At 44.9% G+C, this 19,540-nt stretch carries 19 protein-coding genes; 8 read left to right on the top strand and 11 right to left on the bottom strand.

Going from position 1 to position 19,540, the window contains the following annotated elements:
- Nucleotides 1–4: 4 nt before the first annotated feature.
- Nucleotides 5–688 carry a CPBP family intramembrane glutamic endopeptidase gene (locus tag MKY64_RS03730; protein WP_340950960.1) on the bottom strand — a complete coding sequence of 228 codons (684 nt, stop codon included), beginning with the start codon at nt 686–688 and terminating at the stop codon, nt 5–7.
- A 204-nt stretch (nt 689–892) separates the two neighbouring features.
- On the opposite strand from MKY64_RS03730, the gene MKY64_RS03725 reads away from it, so the two are divergent.
- A complete protein-coding gene (locus tag MKY64_RS03725; protein ID WP_339250082.1) occupies nt 893–1,627 on the top strand; it encodes a response regulator transcription factor in 735 nt (244 codons plus the stop codon).
- Nucleotides 1,624–3,363 carry a HAMP domain-containing sensor histidine kinase gene (locus MKY64_RS03720; protein WP_339250084.1) on the top strand — a complete coding sequence of 580 codons (1,740 nt, stop codon included), beginning with the start codon at nt 1,624–1,626 and terminating at the stop codon, nt 3,361–3,363. Before MKY64_RS03725 ends, MKY64_RS03720 begins: the two co-directional genes overlap by 4 nt.
- Before the next feature lie 96 nt (nt 3,364–3,459).
- Here MKY64_RS03720 and MKY64_RS03715 read toward each other — a convergent pair whose 3' ends face one another.
- Both MKY64_RS03715 and MKY64_RS03710 read right to left on the bottom strand, forming a co-directional pair.
- Nucleotides 3,460–5,019, bottom strand: a complete 1,560-nt coding sequence (locus MKY64_RS03715; protein WP_340950956.1) for an IS1182 family transposase — start codon at nt 5,017–5,019, stop codon at nt 3,460–3,462.
- Nucleotides 5,020–5,343: 324 nt separating this feature from the next.
- Complete coding sequence (locus MKY64_RS03710) at nt 5,344–5,724, bottom strand: hypothetical protein (RefSeq protein ID WP_339250086.1); 381 nt, start codon at nt 5,722–5,724, stop codon at nt 5,344–5,346.
- Nucleotides 5,725–5,865: 141 nt separating this feature from the next.
- Here MKY64_RS03710 and MKY64_RS03705 point away from each other — a divergent pair, with 141 nt between their 5' ends.
- Nucleotides 5,866–6,174 (top strand): DUF6809 family protein, encoded by a 309-nt coding sequence (locus MKY64_RS03705; RefSeq protein ID WP_339250088.1) that lies wholly within the window; start codon nt 5,866–5,868, stop codon nt 6,172–6,174.
- Between the two features lie 122 nt (nt 6,175–6,296).
- On the opposite strand, the gene MKY64_RS03700 is transcribed toward MKY64_RS03705, so the two are convergent.
- Nucleotides 6,297–6,746, bottom strand: coding sequence for a hypothetical protein (locus MKY64_RS03700; protein ID WP_340950952.1), 450 nt, complete (start codon nt 6,744–6,746; stop codon nt 6,297–6,299).
- Nucleotides 6,747–7,366: 620 nt separating this feature from the next.
- Between MKY64_RS03700 and MKY64_RS03695 the strand changes: the two genes are divergently transcribed.
- The 3 genes from MKY64_RS03695 (at nt 7,367) to MKY64_RS03685 (ending at nt 10,092) form a co-directional block, all read left to right on the top strand.
- Nucleotides 7,367–8,464: a cohesin domain-containing protein gene (locus tag MKY64_RS03695; protein WP_340950948.1), complete on the top strand. Its 1,098-nt coding sequence runs from the start codon at nt 7,367–7,369 to the stop codon at nt 8,462–8,464.
- Between the two features lie 36 nt (nt 8,465–8,500).
- A complete protein-coding gene (locus tag MKY64_RS03690; RefSeq protein ID WP_340950946.1) occupies nt 8,501–9,292 on the top strand; it encodes a hypothetical protein in 792 nt (263 codons plus the stop codon).
- Nucleotides 9,293–9,420: 128 nt separating this feature from the next.
- Nucleotides 9,421–10,092 (top strand): SOS response-associated peptidase, encoded by a 672-nt coding sequence (locus tag MKY64_RS03685; RefSeq protein ID WP_340950944.1) that lies wholly within the window; start codon nt 9,421–9,423, stop codon nt 10,090–10,092.
- Between the two features lie 134 nt (nt 10,093–10,226).
- Here MKY64_RS03685 and MKY64_RS03680 read toward each other — a convergent pair whose 3' ends face one another.
- Nucleotides 10,227–11,900: a GBS Bsp-like repeat-containing protein gene (locus tag MKY64_RS03680; RefSeq protein WP_340950942.1), complete on the bottom strand. Its 1,674-nt coding sequence runs from the start codon at nt 11,898–11,900 to the stop codon at nt 10,227–10,229.
- Nucleotides 11,901–12,057: 157 nt separating this feature from the next.
- Nucleotides 12,058–13,143: a discoidin domain-containing protein gene (locus MKY64_RS03675; RefSeq protein ID WP_340950940.1), complete on the bottom strand. Its 1,086-nt coding sequence runs from the start codon at nt 13,141–13,143 to the stop codon at nt 12,058–12,060.
- Nucleotides 13,144–13,315: 172 nt separating this feature from the next.
- Here MKY64_RS03675 and MKY64_RS03670 point away from each other — a divergent pair, with 172 nt between their 5' ends.
- Nucleotides 13,316–13,693 (top strand): Imm8 family immunity protein, encoded by a 378-nt coding sequence (locus MKY64_RS03670; protein WP_340950939.1) that lies wholly within the window; start codon nt 13,316–13,318, stop codon nt 13,691–13,693.
- A gap of 115 nt (nt 13,694–13,808) precedes the next feature.
- The gene (locus tag MKY64_RS03665) at nt 13,809–14,351 is read left to right on the top strand and encodes a hypothetical protein (RefSeq protein ID WP_340950938.1); all 543 of its coding nucleotides are present in this window, start codon (nt 13,809–13,811) and stop codon (nt 14,349–14,351) included.
- 73 nt (nt 14,352–14,424) lie between these two features.
- Here the strand turns inward: MKY64_RS03665 and MKY64_RS03660 are convergent, their stop codons facing one another.
- From MKY64_RS03660 to MKY64_RS03640, 5 genes are read right to left on the bottom strand one after another with little or no spacing between them, the layout of a single operon-like run.
- On the bottom strand, nt 14,425–16,836 hold the full coding sequence (locus MKY64_RS03660) for an FtsX-like permease family protein (protein ID WP_340950937.1): 2,412 nt from the start codon (nt 16,834–16,836) through the stop codon (nt 14,425–14,427).
- A 3-nt stretch (nt 16,837–16,839) separates the two neighbouring features.
- A complete protein-coding gene (locus MKY64_RS03655) occupies nt 16,840–17,616 on the bottom strand; it encodes an ABC transporter ATP-binding protein (RefSeq protein WP_339250104.1) in 777 nt (258 codons plus the stop codon).
- Between the two features lie 58 nt (nt 17,617–17,674).
- Nucleotides 17,675–18,433, bottom strand: coding sequence for a DUF4097 family beta strand repeat-containing protein (locus MKY64_RS03650; protein WP_340950935.1), 759 nt, complete (start codon nt 18,431–18,433; stop codon nt 17,675–17,677).
- Nucleotides 18,423–18,983, bottom strand: a complete 561-nt coding sequence (locus MKY64_RS03645) for an HAAS signaling domain-containing protein (protein ID WP_339250108.1) — start codon at nt 18,981–18,983, stop codon at nt 18,423–18,425. Before MKY64_RS03645 ends, MKY64_RS03650 begins: the two co-directional genes overlap by 11 nt.
- Nucleotides 18,976–19,296, bottom strand: coding sequence for a PadR family transcriptional regulator (locus tag MKY64_RS03640; protein WP_339250110.1), 321 nt, complete (start codon nt 19,294–19,296; stop codon nt 18,976–18,978). Before MKY64_RS03640 ends, MKY64_RS03645 begins: the two co-directional genes overlap by 8 nt.
- Between the last annotated feature and the right edge of the window lie 244 nt (nt 19,297–19,540).

Genomic DNA, 19,540 nt, shown 5'->3' with positions numbered 1-19,540 from the left:
CCATCTACAACGTAGAATAATAGAGAAGATTAAGGCCATTATACACAATATGCACCACGACTCCCGGCCAGATGGAGCCTGTCTTGCGGAACAGGTATGCCACCAGAACGCCGACCATGAATGCGTCTAACAGGATCACGGTGAATCCATGAACCACGCCGAAGATTGCAGCGCTGCCTACGATTCCGGCCCATGGGCCATAACGGTTCAGGGCATTGGCAATGACGCCGCGGAAGACAAATTCCTCGCTGAGCGGCGTGAGGATGGCCCCGGTGATAATCAGAATGAAGAGCGAGAGCGGACCGCCTTGCGCTGCTGTCTGGAAGTCTGCCTGGGTGTTGATCTCGGTAATAAAGTGATAATAGATCCCTTCGATCACAAAACATCCCCCGAACGCGGCAATCCCGATGACGACCGCCACCAGCAGCCATTTCCGCTCCGTCCTCCGAAACCCGAAAGCACGTAAATTGCGAATCCGCAGGGCGTAGGCTGCAAACAGAGCCAGGAAGCCAATCAGACCATTGCCCGCCCCACCGATATTAATACGCAAGATGGCTTGCTCATCAGGAATTTGAAGCATCCAGACACCAAGGAATACGACGCCGATCATATAGAGGGACAGTGCAGTTAGAATCTCCGGCCAGCCGGGCCGGGTGTGAGTCATTTCAGACATGGAAGGGCTGCTCATTGCCATTCCCCCAGATCGTGACCATTTATACACATACTATTTTCCTCCTACTCTTCTCATCGAAGCTCTATTGTGCTGCTCAGACCTATCCTACCAACCCCGCCGGAACGGAACTTAAACGAAACGCTGAATTTTGGCTTAATTTTGTCCCCGCTGTTTAGGTTCTGTTAAGATAACTATGCTATTTTGAACTAGGGTGACAAAATGCCAAATCTATCCGCGATTAAAATCGCGATCATTGACGACGAACCTTCGATCATCACCATGCTGCAAATGGTGCTTCGCCGCGAAGGTTTTCAACAACTATATGGGGCTTCCACTTGTGCTGAAGCTATCAGCCTGGTGCAACGCGTGGTCCCCGATATCGTCCTGCTCGACATCATGCTTCCCGACGGCAGTGGGCTGGAGCTCTGCTCCAAGATCCGCGAATACGGGAATCCTTATATCCTGTTCCTGACAGCCAAGGCCACTGATCTCGATATTCTACGAGGCTTCGCCATGGGCGGGGATGATTATATCACCAAGCCCTTCAACCCCCTGGAGGTGGCCGCAAGAATTCAAGCGCGCATACGCCGGTTGGAGCCGGAAGTCCTGGCGTCCGCTGCTGCGAAGGTTCCCGATGCAGGAATTTACCGGTTCGGCCGTTTCACCGTTAACGAGGCGGAGGGTGAGTTGACTGTAGAGGGACAGCCTATTCCTTGCCCTGCACAGGTCTTCCAGCTATTACTGCACTTCTGCCGGCATCCCGGAATCGTCTTCTCCAAAACCCAGCTCTACGACAAGGTCTGGGGCATCAACGGCCAGGGCGATGATTCGACCGTGATGGTGCATATCCGCCGCATCCGGGAGCGGATCGAAATCGATCCCGGCGACCCGAAGCTGCTGCTTACGGTACGCGGACTCGGCTACAAGCTGGTGAAGGAGCCGGGGGATCGATGAAAATCCAGCAGCGCATGGCCTTCCATTTCACGTATCAGTTGATTTTCTATGCTCTAGCGATTGTGACCCTTGCCTTGGCTGCCTGCATCATGTTATTCCAGAACATGACCAGCAATGAGATCCGCCGGAACTTTCCGGTTGGCGTCCTGGAGCAGATTGCCCAAGAAGCCCAGTACAAAGACGGGAAGCTTCACATCTTCTCCCAGTGGAACAAGCTTATTGAGGAGAAAGAGATGTGGCTGCAGGTAGTTAGTGCCGAAGGAGAGGTCGTCTACAGTATCAATACAACTCCCTACCCTGCACTCCCTGCCTCCTACTCCACTGCTCAATTGCTCAATATCCAGGAGACACGGCGACTGGGAGCTTATGCTGTGCAGACACAACTGAACTTCTCGTTTCAGGACCCGCTTCTATATGTACTCGGCTATCCAACCCCTGACCTGGACCAGCTCACGGCGTGGTTCAACGCTTACGGACAGCAAGGAAGGATAAGAAGTGAAGCCGTTCCCCTCTTGGAACAGCAGCTTCGGGAGACTGGCAGTTATCTGCAAGTGATTGATTCTGAGAGTAACACCGTACAAGGCATTGGTGATCAGACGTATGCACCAAAAGCATATCGGCCCCTGGACATTCTGGCCATCCAGCAATCTCCAGACAACTATGACGCGGGGATTGCGGCCCACCGGGACGAGCTGAGCGGAATGACCTGGATCGTCTACACGCCCCATGCAGCAGGACTCCCCCTGAAGCATCCTGTATTGGAAAATGTAACGCCGAGACTCATCTGGACTGCCGTGCTGATCCTGATCCTCGCGCTGTCGGTCTCCATCTGGCATGGCTACCGCTTCGGGCGGCCCCTGATTCTGTTCGCAGGCTGGTTCGAACGGATGGGCCAGGGCCAGTACGATGAGGTGCTGACCGCCAAGGACAAGCGCAAGGTCTTCCGCCGTAATGGCACTATGCGAACCCGCAACAGGCTCTATCAGGAAGTGATTCAAGCCTTTTATCAGATGACTCATCAATTGGCGCAAATCGAGAGGGACCGCAAGAGGCTGGAGAAGGAGCAAGCGGAGTGGATGTCAGGGATCTCCCATGATCTGCGCACACCCCTGGCCACGATTCAAGGCTACGGGTATATGCTGGAGAAGCTGCCTGAGCAATGGAGCCAAGAGGAAATGCGGATCATGGGCGCGACCATCCGGGAAAAAGGGGATTACATGCTGGAGCTGATCTCCGACTTCTCCCTGATCCATCAGCTTAAGCAGAGCGATTCCATCATGGTGCGCCGGGAGACAGATCTGACAGAATTGGTGCGCCGCTCCGTATTAAAGTACGTCAATGACGCCACTATGTCTGAGTATCTATTTCAGTACACCGGGGAAGAGAATTCCCTGCTCATACAGGCAGACGTAACCTGGTTACAGCGGCTGATGGACAATCTGCTGTCCAATGCCGTCAAGCATAATCCGCCCGGCACAACTATTACCGTCACTCTTGCCCGCGTCAACGATAAAGCTTGCATTCGGGTACTCGATAATGGAAAAGGGATGGACGAGGAAACACTGCATCATCTATTCAACCGCTACTACCGCGGAACCAACACCGAGGAATCCACCGACGGCTCCGGCCTCGGCATGAGCATCGCCAAGACCATCGTGGAGGCACACGGCGGGGAAATTAAGGTACATTCGACAATCGGGCAGGGCACGGAGTTTGAGATTGTTTTGCCATGCTAAAATAAGGGGCTGTCCCAAAAGTAGATACTCTACTGGTGGGGAAAAATTCCATGCCTTCTTAAAGGATTAATTTGTAAGAAAGGGAGCGATTCTCCATTATTGGAGGATCGCTCCCTTGCGTTTCTGGTCATTCGCTGCTTGCTTCAGCAGGTTGTGAGCAAGCGAAAGCCAACCGACCTCTAGCGTCACTTTTTCCATGCCGCGAAGCAGAAAGCGCCGGAAGCCCCGGTTATTTTTTAATTGTCCAAATACACTTTCCGGCTCCGTCATTCGACGTACGGCCAATAGATAGCCTTCCTCGCTTCGGAGGATTTCTTTCGCCTGTTTCTGGTATCTAAGCCGCTCCAAACTGACTGCGATTTCCCGGTTTCCGCTTCCCTTCGTGCAGTTTTCTTTTAGCGGACAACCTCCGCAGCTTTGACTTTGGTAATGACGCTTCTTAATTTCGTATCCACTCTCTGTGGTTTCCTTGCTCTCTCGTTGGAAATACAGCGGGTATCCAGCTAAACACGTCCAGCGATCCTCGGATGCGTCGTAGGTCCAGTTCTCGATTTTTCCGACGTCGGCTTTCCAGGCTTTGCTCTTTTCTTTGTGGTAGGTGCTGTATTTCACGACGGCCTGTATCTCGCTCTTTTCCAGATAGGCGTAGTTTTCTTCACTTCCATAGCCGGCATCTGCAATGACCGTCTTTGGAAGTTTTCCGAGGAATTGCTTTGTTTTTGCCAGATGTGGTTCTAAACAGCGGGTGTCACCCGGTCTTTGATGTAGACTGTAGGTTAAAATAAATTGGTTTTCGGTCCCGATCTGTAGATTGTAACCTGGCTTCAGTTGGCCATTTTGCATGTGATCTTCTTTCATCCGCATAAACGTTGCCTCGGGATCGGTCTTGCTGAAACTATTCCGGTCCCCAAGCAGCTTTTGATATTGTTCGTACTTCTGCAGTCGAGGGAGCAAATCCTTACGCAACTTCCGAACCGTCTTTTTTAGGGGCTTGTCTTTCGGTTTTTCGGCAAGCTGAGCTTCAAGCTTTTGCACGGCTTGTTCGAGTTTCTCACTGTCCATTTGCGAACCCGTGCTGAGTTCAGCCAGATCTTTGCCCTGATTCTCTTGTTCTTCCTGCTCTTCCGCTGCTTCAATGTCAGCGAATAGGGCCTGTACCTTATCTTGCAGTTTCGCTTTGTGTTTGCTGACCGCTTTGCTCCAGACAAAGGTGTAGCGATTGGCATTCGCTTCGATCTTAGTTCCGTCCACAAAATAATGCTCCAGAGACACGTATTTTTCGTCAGCCAGAAACTGAAGCACGGCGGTAAATACCGTTTCGAGGACCTTTCTCATCCGCTGGGAACGGAAGCGATTCAGCGTGCGGAAGTCGGGTCGCTGCCGTCCGGCCAGCCACATGAAGGGAATGTTCTCCCGGACCGCTTTGGCGATTTGGCGAGACGAATAGATTCGCTGAGTGTAAGCGTAGATGATGACTTTGGTGAGCATTTTAGGATGGTAGCTGTCACGGCCGCCGCCGGGATAGGCCGCGTCAAAAATGGCGTTGTCCAGCCGATTGACGGCGGCATTCACGACGCGAACGAGGTGATTTTCCGGGATATCTTCTTCCAGATCCATTGGCAAGCAAAGCTGGTCCATGGTATATTGAATGTACAAAAGAAACCTCTCCTTTGAAATGGTTGTGTGGTAACTCCATTTTAACAAAAGAGAGGTTTCTTTTTGTGATTTTAGAAAGATTTGAAGAAACTTTTCCCGCTTAAACAGCGGAGAGGACGGAACGATTGTGAAAAAGCGGCAGCGGTCGCCTTGGTCTCCGGATTTTCACCGCTAAGGGAATGAAAAAAATCTGGAGACCACAGCGACCCAAACAACGGTCCGTTCGCGAAGCGTCCACCCAAGTGCTCACGTTGATCCTACTCCAAAATAAAAAGCTGTCCCAAGCAGCCATTTCATGGCTTTTGGGACAGCCCCTTATTCCCGTTAAGGCTGAATACTAACCTTGGTCGCGTACCACTTCCCGGATTTTAATTTCAGCGTTAACTGAACAGGTTCTTTGAATGCAAAATTATTATCTTCATATTTCTGAGTTACATATACCTTTGAACCTGCGAAGAAGTGCAGCGGCAATACAAAGCCGATATGATGAGAGCTTGAATGATACTCAAAAGCATCAGATGTCATCCCGCGTTCAACAGGATTTATTTTGCTGTATACTGAAGGACTCATGTAGATCATATCAGCGTCCTTCTTCATCGCTTCTTCTAATATGATTTTGGTATCATGCGATATCCATGCCCCAAACGCGATGTAGGCAATAACAAATAGAAGAATGAATGAAAGGAGTAGGTTTCTCTTATTCATGGGTACCTCCGTTTAAAAATACTGATGTTGAAAGATTTAGAAAACAATTCCATCCTTCTGTAGAGTATACTCTGTAGATATACCAGTTTATATCTTTTATTGTTGAACACAAAGTACTTTAACAATGAAGGAGATGAGCAAGTGGATAGTATTCTAGAGAGCCTGTATCACGGCAACTTGCATCCCGATGAAAATATCATACCCGATGCCCCACAGTACTCCATTTTAAGAAAAAGAACATATGACATCATAGAGGTTTGGAAGAAGCGGCTTTCAGCGGAAGAATTCGACGAATTAGAAGCGCTGTTAGACTTGTATGGCCAAACTCATGGCATGGAGTTGGCGGCTAGTTTCAAGCATGGATTTCGCTTGGGAGCGGGGATTATGGTGGAGGTATTATCGGGGGAGGGGGCCTGCTGGCAGGTTGAGTGCATTTCCAGACAAAGCTAAGAGTAGTTAACAGGATATTGGTCCCAGAATCCGATGCATTTATAGTCACATTTCCATTTTAAAGCCATCCCTGTTTCCTCACACTTTTATATTCATTTAAATCCTGCTTCTCCTTATCAGATCTATGATCTAGCTAAAAATCCAGCCATAGAACATGACTGGATTTTTATTTTATTGTAATTGATTAATTTATGTGGGCCTTCGGTTGCCACAGGCCACCAATCCGCATCACTTACAACTGTCATTGTAATTTCCCCTTTATAGGATGCTCCTGGACCTCCAATAGAACCAGGCGTCAGTCTGTGACCTACATGAACACCTCTAGGAATTCTATACATACCGTTATCTTCAATGTAAGCGTGTATATCTGCCCCTCCTTTGGTGTTATGGTCGGCATCAATATGTGTGTTGAAATCCACTACTACTGTACCATTTGGAGCCTTCAGATCTTCCCCATAGTTTTTTCCGCCAGTGCCTGGATCACGATGGAAATCCCAACTTGCAGTTGCTTCGTGAAGCTTACTTTGATCAAAATCAGATTTATCCGGGAAGCCTGGAACTTTATCACTCACTTCAATCAACCTCCTTATTAGTTAAATGCAAATGTAGTATTAATTCTAAAATGTGAATTTATTCACAACTTATCGAGGAGTTATTTCAAAAAAAGAAAATCACAGGAAAGATAGCCCGCTTTTCTTGCAAGAAAGCTAACCTAACGTGACCTTCTGTCATAATTCTCATCTGAATTACAACATTGTTCGACTACTGCTTTTGTTAACCTTGGGGTCCATGACCGAATCCCGAGTACCTCAATTTCCGCTGTGTTCGTTGCCTGACTTTATCCGGATATATAATTTCTATTGTTTGACCGGTTCTCATCCTCATGACCGATATTCTTCAAATCCAAAAAAGAACATTTGTTTGCATTTAAATCAAACAAATGCTCTCTAAATAATCCTGATTATATGTGTTAACTCCCATAATTATGTACTTTTAATGTCTTCAATCTATATATCCCAAATATAAGAATTAATGTTTAGACGAATTACATTTTTCGTCTTAGGATAGTCAAGCAACATTACAACATTAATACATATTTTTCAATGAAAGGAGAAATGAAACTATCAAGTTGTCGGATACATAAGATGGTTATAGAAATAACTTATGAAAAACATTATGTGAGGAGATTAATATGAAAAAAATCATTATGTTCTTAACAATATTCATGTGCTTTGTAGCAACTACTGCATTTGCTTCTCCGTCAATTACTGGTTTACAATTTGATGGAACAGTATACAGTGGCACCACTACTGTTCGCAATTACGACACTAATGAGCTCATTGCATCTGAGCCTATTAATGCAAGTTCAATCAAGCTACAAGGTGCAGGAGGATCATACACTGGTAGTGACGGTTCTCCTAATGTAGTTAATGTAAGTATTATTACTGATTCTGGGACTTATCCTATAGGTACCGTGGGATACAATAATGTAATATCAGTGGGTTCGTATCAAAATATCAATAAAATAATATTAACTGGTACTAATAGAGCAAGTTCTGTTAATGTCTTCATAACTATAACGCCGGCGGAAACATCAACGCCAACGCCTACACCAACGGCCACACCGACATCAACGCCTACACCAACGGCCACACCTGAACCTACACCAAGCCCTACTCCAACACCCGCATTAAAACCAACTCTTGATGTAGCCATTGCTCCAGAAAAAATCGGTTTAGGCAAAGAGTTCACAGCGGATATATCACTTAAAAACGTTAAGGATATTTACGCTGAAGACTTTGAAGTAAAGTACGATAAGGAGCACTTGCAGTATCTCGGATTTGAAGAAGTAACGGGCTATAAAGTGTACAATAAACCCGTTGATCAAAACGGTGCTGTCCGCTTTGTAGTGGCAAGTCAGGGTGAAGAATACGGCATCAATAAAGATACTGTTGTCGTAAAACTCAAGTTTAAGGCCAAAGCCAAAGGGACAGCCGTCGTCGATGCAACCAAATCGAGGATTGCAGATACCGAAGAGGAATATGACCTGGAGAAAGATAACTGCCTGGAAGACAGTGTCATCATCGAGGCAACGGACGTCAACAAGTCAGGTACGTACACCCTTGTTGACCTTGCGATAGATGCCAGGTACTTCAAATATTTTGCGCCTGATGTTGATCCGGTAAAGTATAATGCTCAGCAAGCCAGTGATGAATATGTGAATGACGACGACTTGCTTTTTATTGTTGATCAGCTTTTAAACAATCCGGATTACTTACCTAATACCTAAAGAACGCTAACAAGATGTATATGAGGGGTGTAATAATTGAGAAAGTTAAAACTATTATTAGCTTTAGTGTTAATGTTTGCTGCTTTGCCTGTACAAGGTGCTTTTGCAAGTGTTGGTCCAGGTACGGTATATATTGATTTTGGTAGTAATGGACAAGATATAGCTAATTTTAAATTCACCGGTACAGGTACAGGAACAGATCTTAAATTTTTTGATATTAATGGGAAGCTATTTTTCAGTACTCCAGTTGGTTCGCCTATGCCTTTAAGTGGTAGTTTTATAAATGCGCATTCGATATATGTTATGCGATACATGCAAGTAACACTTAATGCAGGAGCTACTCTTACAAATGTGTCGTGGACTAGCTCAACAGGAAGCACTGGAAACACTACGAACATTTCGACTACCAACCCCTTTCTAGACCCATCGCCGACACCAACGGCAACACCGACAGCTACGCCTGAACCAACAGTTTCTCCTACACCTAGTCCTTCACCGACAGCTACTCCGGAGCCTACAGCAACAGTAACAGCAACGCCGGTGCCGACTGCAACGCCAAAGCCAACTGCGACACCAGAACAACCATCAAGTGACCGAGCGCTGCTTACAGTTACGTTTATCAACGGCACCGAAAAGGAATACGACCTTCCAATCGCTGAAGTTGAAGCATTCGTAAACTGGTATGATGCCCGTGATGCAGGCAGAGGCCCAGGCTCGTTTGCAATTGATAAGCACACGAATAACAAAGGCCCTTTCAAAAAACGTAAAGATTATGTAGTTTTCGACAAAATCCTAACCTTTGAAGTAAGTGAGTATACAACAACCTAATAAGTAGTCCCAACACTTACCTCCTCTATCCAAAGTAGCCAAGAGCTATAATTGGATAGAGGAGTTTTTTGTTTGAACACGCCATTTAATGATTATCATAAAGGCATCTATGTTTGGAGGTGGATAACATGTGTGGACGCTTTACAATCACAATAACCCTGGAAGAGATACTATCCCATTACCTAATAGATGATAGCAAAACAGCTACCCTTCAGCCAAACTATAATGTCGCACCTATGCATAACATCCCAGCAGTGATCGCGACTAACGATGGCAAACGTCTTGAGGAGCTTCGTTGGGGGCTTGTACCTTTCTGGGCCAAGGATGACAAGGTCGGCAGCAAGATGATTAATGCTCGAGCTGAGACCGTTGCGCAGAAGCCTGCTTTCAAACGTTTGTTGAAGTCCAAACGCTGCATCATACCAGCGGATGGATTTTACGAGTGGAAAAAGGACGGTTCCACCAAACAGCCCTACCGAATTTTAATGAGTGATGGCAACATATTCTCCTTTGCCGGATTGTATGACACATGGGAAGATCCGGAAGGCAAGAAAATCAGCACATGTACCATCATCACCACAACCCCAAACAGTTTAATGGCTGATATACATGACCGTATGCCAGTGATCCTCCGGTCGGAGGATAAAGCCGATTGGCTGGAGAGAGATAATGACGATGTCGAATCCTTATTAAAGCTGCTGAGGCCATATGATGCCTCTAAAATGCGGGCTTATAAAGTCCCTTCGGCTGGAGGTAATGTGCGAAATAACTCTGTAGAATTGCTCGAGAATATCGGATAAAAACAAACCCGCCGGGCATGTGCCTGACAGGTTTGTTTAAGTAGGCTCTAAATTCAAATCAATCTCGTTTGAACCAACTTCCGGCGATCTTAACCAGGGTATTATATAAGCAATAAAGTAATGTCTCTTAGGTTCTATTCAATTTTTTCAGCAAATTCAGTAATTGGTAAACTCCCGTAAATACCAATTCGTTTAATTTGGTAATTCCCTTCAAAATCATTAGTACCAATATATTTGCCATCATCAGTTGTAACCGCATATAAGTAACCAGTATTTTTTATGGTCTCAACTACAATTGAATTGTACCCACCTACTGGATATGCCATTACGTTAACAGGCTTATTCGTTATCGAAAATATTTTTTGTGCTGATGTAGTATACTCCAAACCTTCATCTACATCTGTTCTTCGAAGATCCACATGGTTGTAAGTATGACTTTGAAACGAAATAATCCCACTATCACTCATGTTTTTCATTTGACTTACAGATAAATAATTAACATTTGGATTATCAATAAACGAGCCAATCATAAAAATTGTAGCTTTTGGATTGTAAGAACTCGTTTGCATTCCTTGTAATATTTGATATGCCTGCATATTATTTGCGTAACCATCATCAAGCGTTATAATGATGGGCTTCTCATAATTTTTATAGTTAGCAATTTGATCAAAAGTTAACATGGTATATCCATTATCTTTAAGGTACTGCATCTGTTGTTCGAAATCCGTTGCCGATACAGCCCCAGTGCTGGGATCACCAATTTCATGGTACATCAAGACAGGAACCTGTTTTGCAAACATATTAATCTTAACTTGACCAAGAAAAATTGAAGTTCCATCCACTAACTCACCATAAACATTTACATTATAAATTCCATCTCGATTGCTGAAATCTGAAATATTGACCGTTGAATTCCAACGATTATTTACATTATCATATGTCATATCGTACCACTTTGAATTATCTATTCCATCTTCATCTTTCCAAACAGCAAAATAAGCGCTTGTTAAATTAGGGTTAATCTTATACGCATATACAGGAAATGAATCCCCTTGAATGGTTTCGTTGCTAGAAGTTGCAGGGTTTACATTAACTTTAGTATTTGAAATGAGATTGTTTGATCCGTCTGCATTAGTCTTAAATATATTAATTTGATATTCACCTATTTTATAATCAAAATTTTGAATATCAACATTATCTACATACTGACCACTGGAATCTTTTGTCATCCCAAACCATTTCGCTGTATTTACTCCATCTTCAGTTCTCCAGACAGCATAAAATATCCCTTGAACATTTGGGGAATTTCTCGCATATAGGTCGAAATTAGATTTATATGTATTTGTTTCACTAGTCCTGACATCTAAATAATTAACCTTAAGCTCGCCGAGAAAGTACTCTGCTTTCACACTCGTTTGTCCTGGATAATTCGCGATTCCATTTTGATAAACAGTTATTGTGTATTCACCTGTGGCGTTAGAAAAATCGTTAAAATATACTTTTGAAGACCAGCGATACACATTACTACTATCTTTTTGCATTGAGTACCACTTTGCCGAATTTGACCCTTCCGAGGTTTTATAAACAGCAAAATAAGGACCAGTATCAATAGAATTATCCGCTTTATGCCACCCCATATACCATATATCACTCGCCGATACTTCAAAATAATCTTTTGTTGTATTGGTACTATCAACAACTAATTTTCCATTGCTAGTAATAGTATTAACTTGAGCCTGTGCTGAAAATGAAAATAAAATCATACAAAAAGTTAGTAATAAAAATGACAAGCTTATTCTTTTTGACATAATAAAATTCCTCCCACAAGTTAAGAAAAAATATGCAGCAAATACAGATAACTATCATTATATTTGTAATGGAACATTATGTATATGTAGTTAAGGAAGATTTTCCTTGATGTAAAAAACACCCTGCCATTACTGACAGGGTTAAATATGAGGAAGGTTATTCTGCTGAATATTCATCCACACTAAACGTGAGGATCTTATCAAAGATTACATAATCTTTACGGGCGCTAAAGGGCCCTTTATTATTGTTATGTTTGTTGATCGCATACTTGGCAGGCCCTGCTCCAGCATCTCTTGCATCATACCAATTCAAGAAAGCACTGACCTCTTCAGCCGAAAGATCATATTCTTTATCAAGACCAGTTGTTAGTGTAATAGTAAGTATAGCACGTTCTCCTGAAGCTTCTGGATCGGGCTGATTAACCTTTTGCGGGGTAGCTGATGCTTCATTTGAATTCAGGCTTTCACTATTTCCATCCGTTGCTGTTACAACGTAATAATAAGTCATACCATTGATAACAGTATTATCCGTGTATGAGTCACCTGTAACATTGGGAGCGATTGAAGTGTATGGTCCTCCTGTATCGGTAGCACGCTTTACATTGTAACCAGTTGCACCTGTAACAGGTGACCAAGTTAGATCAACCACCTTATTTTTCCCTACTGCAACTAGATCTATTGGAGCTTCTTGTTTAGAGCCGATTAGCTCCATCTCACCTACCATAATACAATAGCTGTTATTTCCAATATTATTGATCAATTGGATTCTCCAATATCTGAAACTACCAGTTGGTTTCCATACAAATTCTTGAATAGTCTCATTTCCTAGTGCAGTACCTGAGTATTGTTTTTCCCAATTTGAATTATCATTTGAGGCTTGCACAACAAAATCCTTCATATCATATGCATATTCATAGGATAGATCAGCCTTATACTTCAACTTTGAAATGGATTGTTCCTTACCAAAATCAACAGCTATCCATTCGTTTTTTGTCGTATTAGTAGAAAATCCTGCATTATTTTCGATCCAAACATTATCAAATGCTTTCTCAGGGCCAAAGTTCCGGGTATCGCCAGGTCTATTCCAAAAACTACTTGCCGAAAACGCAGAATTTGGTAACCCATCCGTTAAGTCTACTTCTCCAGCAGCATCAGCAAACGCATGATTTTTAAATCCAAACATTGATAGTACCAAAGTAAGAGAAATTACCATCTTAATCATTACACTTTTCCAACGTTTCAAAAAATCCATCTCCTTTAATATGTATACATCAAGCCTACACCATATAAAGGCGAACAAACAGTCTGTTTCTCTACAGAAATTTACAATACACTTAAGAGTTAATGAGGTAAAATGTGGAATAGATTAAGATGTTACCCTTAAAGAATTGCACGAAATTAGGACATCGGTAAATTTGAAAGGATTTATGATGGCAATAATTCCAGAACTTAAGGATGTTCATGTTTTTGCTGAAGGAGATGTGACCGGAGATTTTTGCGTATCCTTAGTTTTAGACATTGGTCCTTCAGATGTTTTTGGTGCTGATCAATTCTATGCTACAGTTGGGACTGCTCAAGGGATCTCGGATTTTCTTAGAACCATGTCATTTATAATTTGTAGAGGTTTTGTGGTAGTTCCTGAATTCAACTTAAAAGCCATTAAAGATTGTATTCAAGTTAGAATTTCGGAATGTGCTAAGGATGACTGGGAACAAACTGCATTGTCAATTAACAGGCTTTTTCCTTGGGAATATGATAAAATGAAGGATTATAAATTTTTTTCGCAAAATTAATAAAAGATTTATACCCGTAAGTACTTTGGTGTTTATTGTAAAATGCATAGTATTATCCCTCTTATTCTGATAGACTATTTTTGCTAATTATTATCAGAATAAGGGGCTGTTCATAATGATGTTATTTATTTGGGGATTTATTGTAGTGCTCATTATCGGTATTATTTTTGGAGCAAAAAAAGGAATTAAACAAGGGAATGAGCTAAAAGAACAAACCCAAAGCATCGGAGCGTTACAGGGGGTATTCGCAGAACATGTGGAGGGACTTGGCATTGGAAGTGTCGAGTGCAAAATTTTTAGATTTTCTGATCGTGTGCTTATTGATTCAGGCAGACAAAGATTTGAAATATATCTTGCGCAATTCAGAGCCGCTGAAGTTAAAAGTGCGCAAGAATTGATCGATAAAAGCAAAAGCGTTGTGGGTCGTGCAATGATTGGAACGCTTCTTGTACCTGGGTTAGGAACGATTGTCGGAGGTATGTCCGGAATAGGAAATAAAAAGAAAACTAGTCACTATATGATATTTAACTTTATAGATGCTCATGGTGAGTTGTCAGCTGTAACTTTTCAAGACACTTTTGCATTTGGTATGAAGGACTTCTGCCAAGGCTTAAATCATTCTCTGCCGACCGGCGAGTCCAGTGTCGTAAGACTGTAACCCATAGCCCGCCGACCAGTTAAGGTTGACGGGCTTCGGCCTATACTTTCGGACTGAACGCCCGGCCCTACTTTCAATCCACCACTAACACCCGCGGCGAAGCACTCTGAATAGACTTGGATGCTGCCCAGCAGCCCAGGCCTGCGGCGATGACACTTAAGGGAATCATCGAGGCTATACCTCCCCCGTTCATGATCAGCGGAACTTTAACAATCCCGTAATCCGACAGGATAACGTTCAGCAGTGGTGGCAGGCCTAATAAGCCTAAAGGTATCCCTACCAAAGCTCCGATCCCCGATACGACCAGGATTCCGGTGGTTTCCGACAGTCGGATCTGGCGGGAGGTCATGCCGATGGACTTGTAGATGCCGTAGGTGCGGCTCTCTTTCTTCATATTAATCCGGCAGATACTGTAGATGATTACGAACGTAATGATGATGAATAACAGCGCCATAACGGATACTGGAAGCACGATGATTTTGACCGCTTGGGAGAATACCTCATCCACCAGCGAAGCCTGACTGGCGATTCCGATTACACTGCCGTACCGCTCTTGCAATTCATTCACGAATGAATCGGTTGAAGTCCCCTCATGCAGATTCATGAAAGTGGTGTTCATCGCACTTCCATAGCCCGGATTACTAGTTCTGATGACGTCGGCGGTAATCCGCCCCGAATTAGACATGTTCGCGATTGCCTGGTAGATCCCGGTGACGGTCAGCGTATGTTTTTCCCCTTCAATATAAATATCCGTTGTATCGCCTGCTTGGATACCTAGCGTTCTGGCAACATTCACACCAACCGAGATTTCATTGGCAGACACAGGGTTCTGTCCCTCCACATTCTCATAGCCTATTTCATCATAGCTCCCATCCGCCACCGTCAGTAAGATCCCCATCGTATCCTGCTTCATGGCAGCCCCATCCTTCTGGGGAACCGGCACAACCGCATTGGCATCCCCGTACCGCGAGTAATTCTTCACCCTTGGATCAGAGAGGACTTCTTCTTGCAGCTGTTCAAAAGTCATTTTAGCCGGGTTATCGATTCTGATGGACAGATCGGCCGAATCATACCCCCATTTGGCAATGGTTCCATGGATAGAAGCAATGCTGTATACGAACAGGAACCCGAAGACGAGTACAGCGGTGGACAACGCCGAGATCAGCACAATCAGCAGCGAACCCCGGATATTCTTGGTGACACTTCTTAGCCCGATAATCATTGAAGTCGGAAGAGCGCCCAGTTGCAGGAGCTTTCTTTTCCATGTTCCAGTTCCTCCTGATTGGTGGGAGTACTCCTTCTCGGACATGCCGTAACGAACGGCTTGGGCAGGCTCCACATGACGCGCCTTATTCGCGAACAGCAGGGCCGAGAGGAGAATAACCACAACGACAGCCGCGCCAGTCCACAGACCTGTACCTGAAAATACATCGTTCATCCCTAATGAACCTGTGTTGAGATAAGCCATAGAACCCGCAACAATGGTGCCGGAGAGGATATTGCTGACCAGCATCCCCGGGATGACCGAGACGAGCGCCAGGAAGGTATATTGCGCAACATAAGCCATAATGACTTTACGGGAGGATAATCCGACAGATTTGATAATCCCGATCGTTCTGTAGTTAGAGAGAATGGCATCGGCAATCGTGAATCCCAAGGTATACAAGGCTACACAGATCATGACAGCAGCCAGAAAAATCATCACGAAGCTGATCACCTGGTTCGCAATCATATAATAGGAAGACAAGCTCTCGAAGTCTTTGACCGACTCCAGATAGGGGGTCCCCAGATACTGTTCGAATCTCTCCCAGTAGGCTCTCTGTTGACTGTAATCCTCAAACCGTAGTCCGGTCATATACTTATCTTCGCCCGGCAAAAGGGTCATATGCTTAGTATAATCCTCATGATTCAGCCAGATTCTCCCGCTCGTCGCAAATGGCGAACAGTAGGAAATATCCACGACGACGGCCGCAACGTTCAACCGGATGGTCCCTTCATCTGTCTTGAATTCAACTGAATCGCCCACATGAATATCATTGGGATACGCCAGCGAGGTGGGAATCCAGGCAGTTCCTGCTTCCGGTGTGCTCTGTTCTTCCCCTTCCACGAACTGCAGCCGGTCCACGGGAAAAGGTCCTGTTGGCGCATCCATCATGAACAAGTCCACATTGGGGATCTCTTTCAAGGCGTGAGACATACTAGACAGATAGCGGTAGCGCATCAAATCCGAGACCGTTACGCCTTGCTCCTCCTCCCACCATTTATGTACCTCGACCGGATCATGGAGGCCATTCTCCATCTGTAATATTTGATGAGCGCCACGGGACTGTTCATGCATACTCTCATACATCCGGTTGGTGTTGTTCAGAACGGATATGGCGGTTGAGAGGAGCAGGGCTGCCAGCATGATGATGATCGCAATGAAGCTGTTTTGTACTTTTTTATGCTTCAGGTTCGTCCAGCATAGTTTCCATACCGCATACATCCGCTACCTCTCCTCCCCTGACATGAACATGAAAATTTGGTTTTCTCTCGCTTTCAACTGATCCGGTGCATATTTGCCTAGCTCCAGAATTCCGTCGATTGTGCCGTCTTTGACCAGGATTAACCGGTCCGCCCTGCACGCAGCCTGGATATCATGCGTCACCATAACGATCGATTGATCATTCTGGTTCATCTCCGTCAACAGATCCAGAATCACTGCGCCCTGCTCCTGGCTTAATGCCCCTGTAGGCTCATCCGCAAAAATCACCTCCGGCGAATTGATGAGCGCCCTGGCAATCGCCGCTCTCTGCTGTTGTCCTCCAGATACCTGGGACGGCAGGCGTCCGGCTTGTGCCCCGATCCCCATCTGGTGCAGCAGGCTTAATGCCTGCTCGTTCACCCCGCTTTTGCTGCGGCCAGCCACGTACCCCGGGAAAGCCACATTCTCCAGCAAAGTGAAATCAGGAACCAGATTGATCGATTGATATACATAGCCGATTTTGTTGGACCGGAAATCCGTAAGTTCCTTCTCTGTGTATGCATCAATTCGCTGTCCCTTGAACATCACTTCTCCGGAAGTGATCCCGTCCAGACCGCTGAGGAGGTAGAGCAACGTAGATTTCCCCGAGCCTGAGCTGCCCATAATCACCGTAAAGTCACTTTGGTATACTTTGAGATTAATGCTTTTGGCGGCGAGATATTGTTCATGGCCTGAGGAGTAAACTTTGCATAGATCAACAGTCTTGATTAAGACTTCTTTCCTGGGATTCTGTGTTATCACACAAGGCCGCCTCCTAAAATCAATCTTATTCTTCTTCCTGCTCTTCACCTAAATACTGTTACTGTTCGATCCTAAGATTGCCAGTGTCAGAGATAAGCTTGACAAGTGGCCCTCCTTCACCGATATAACCGTCCTTATAACCCGGAAGCGTCACCTTAACGGTTCCAGAATCCGCAGAGAATTGAGTACGGAGCGCTTGAGGCGCTTCTGTTGTCTGGATGGTAATATCTCCAGTATCTGAGGTAGCATGGATATCTTGAAGGATGCGCTCAAGCGAGGCGGTGATTTCACCAGTATCCGTTTCCGCATGAATGATCCCCTCCTCTATCTCCAGCTTGATAGAACCCGAGTCGCTTACCACCCGGTATTCCTTCGCCAGGACGGGGCCGACATCAATTCTTCCGGAGTCCGTTACCACCTGCAGCTGGTCTAGCCGGGTCGCAGGAACCCCAACCGTGAGCTTAAGCTCCGTATAGATGTCAAAAAAGCGGAAGCGGTTATCCTGAACAACCTTAATGCTGGTTTGTCCCCGATCCTGAGTGATGTGCAGCTTGTAATCCTTCATTAATGCCTTGGTCGTCTTCCCGCCTAAGGTTGCCTTGATTTCATCTCCCTGAATGGGAACCACATCAATCGTTCCAATCTCGTTTTGAAGAAGAACGCTGGTGGTCTGGTCCATCCGCACAGGTTGTTCAACCGATAGCTCATGCAAATTAAATGGTGAATTGCCTAACAGATACAGCACTACATTTCCAATGACTCCGGCAGCAATCAGGAGCAGAGCAAGTCTGGTTACGTTCCGGGATCTATTTTTCAAAAGAGGTCACATCCTTCTTAATAACTGTCAGATTATACTTCAGGTACCGGATCACAAGATGGTAATACAGCCGGGTGAGCTTTAGTGTTCCAAGGGCTACTAGCAGTCCCACACCAACCAGGCCCAGCATCAGAAAAATGCTATTGATAGACAACGTGACCGACTGATACTGAAGAATTAAAAGAATCGGAGAAATAAGCAGGCAAATGGCAAAGACGAACACCCCGGCAATCACAGTCAAAGAAGTGATAAAAGGCAGCAGAACGATAACTAAGTTGAACAATCCTAAGCTCACCGTTGCCATAACCGCTCTCGTAACGCTTAAGAGCGTTGGGGATTTGTCCGCTCTCTCAATTTGCGACTGGGTCAGTAGTTCACGGGCGATCAACCGGGGATGGCCCAGCTTGGAGATCACTTCTGCTTCAGACCGCCCGCTTAGTTGGGCAAACTCGAAATGCTCCCGGAATTCACCCATAAGATCGGCACATTCCTCAGGAGGAAGCAGCTTCAGATAACGTGCCAATTCATTCAGATAGGCCTCTTTATTCAATCCGATCCCCCCCAATGATCTCCTGCACTCCTATGGCAAAAGCATTCCATTCCTCTATCATGTCGTTCATGACTCTCCTTCCCTCATCGGTAATCTTATAGTACTTCCGGGGCGGCCCCTCGCCCGATTCAGATAAATAGGTGGAAAATAACCCTTCCGTAGCCAGTCTTCTTAATAACGGATAGATCGTGCCCTCCGCTATGGCGAATTTCTGCGAGATCTGCTCCACCAGCTCATATCCGTAACGGTCCTTCTGCGATGTTAAAACAAGAACACAAAGCTCCAGCACACCCTTCTTGAACTGAACATTCAATACTTATCACCACGCTTTATTTAGTACTGTGTAATACACAGTAGTTACTAATACAAAGATTACCATCCACTACTGTTTAATGCAAGGTAGTTGGAGGTAATAGTTATGATTGCGTTCATATCCATTCTCATCATTTATCTCTCGTTACAATTAGGCTTAATTCATTATGATTTTTTTAAGCTATGGGCATATGCCGTGATGGATATAGGTTATAGTCCATAGACTGTTGACGAGATAGTATTTG

The organism is Paenibacillus sp. FSL R7-0210 (genome assembly GCF_038009085.1).
Lineage (GTDB): Bacteria > Bacillota > Bacilli > Paenibacillales > Paenibacillaceae > Paenibacillus_AQ > Paenibacillus_AQ silagei.
This window is presented reverse-complemented; position numbering and strand designations above follow the sequence as displayed.

Bases quoted from the DNA above. Each gene is read 5' to 3' on its own strand.
- MKY64_RS03730 (WP_340950960.1), bottom strand. From the start codon at position 688: ATGAGCAGCCCTTCCATGTCTGAAATGACTCACACCCGGCCCGGCTGG.
- MKY64_RS03725 (WP_339250082.1), top strand. From the start codon at position 893: ATGCCAAATCTATCCGCGATTAAAATCGCGATCATTGACGACGAACCT.
- MKY64_RS03720 (WP_339250084.1), top strand. From the start codon at position 1,624: ATGAAAATCCAGCAGCGCATGGCCTTCCATTTCACGTATCAGTTGATT.
- MKY64_RS03710 (WP_339250086.1), bottom strand. From the start codon at position 5,724: ATGAATAAGAGAAACCTACTCCTTTCATTCATTCTTCTATTTGTTATT.
- MKY64_RS03695 (WP_340950948.1), top strand. From the start codon at position 7,367: ATGAAAAAAATCATTATGTTCTTAACAATATTCATGTGCTTTGTAGCA.
- MKY64_RS03685 (WP_340950944.1), top strand. From the start codon at position 9,421: ATGTGTGGACGCTTTACAATCACAATAACCCTGGAAGAGATACTATCC.
- MKY64_RS03680 (WP_340950942.1), bottom strand. From the start codon at position 11,900: ATGTCAAAAAGAATAAGCTTGTCATTTTTATTACTAACTTTTTGTATG.
- MKY64_RS03665 (WP_340950938.1), top strand. From the start codon at position 13,809: ATGATGTTATTTATTTGGGGATTTATTGTAGTGCTCATTATCGGTATT.
- MKY64_RS03660 (WP_340950937.1), bottom strand. From the start codon at position 16,836: ATGTATGCGGTATGGAAACTATGCTGGACGAACCTGAAGCATAAAAAA.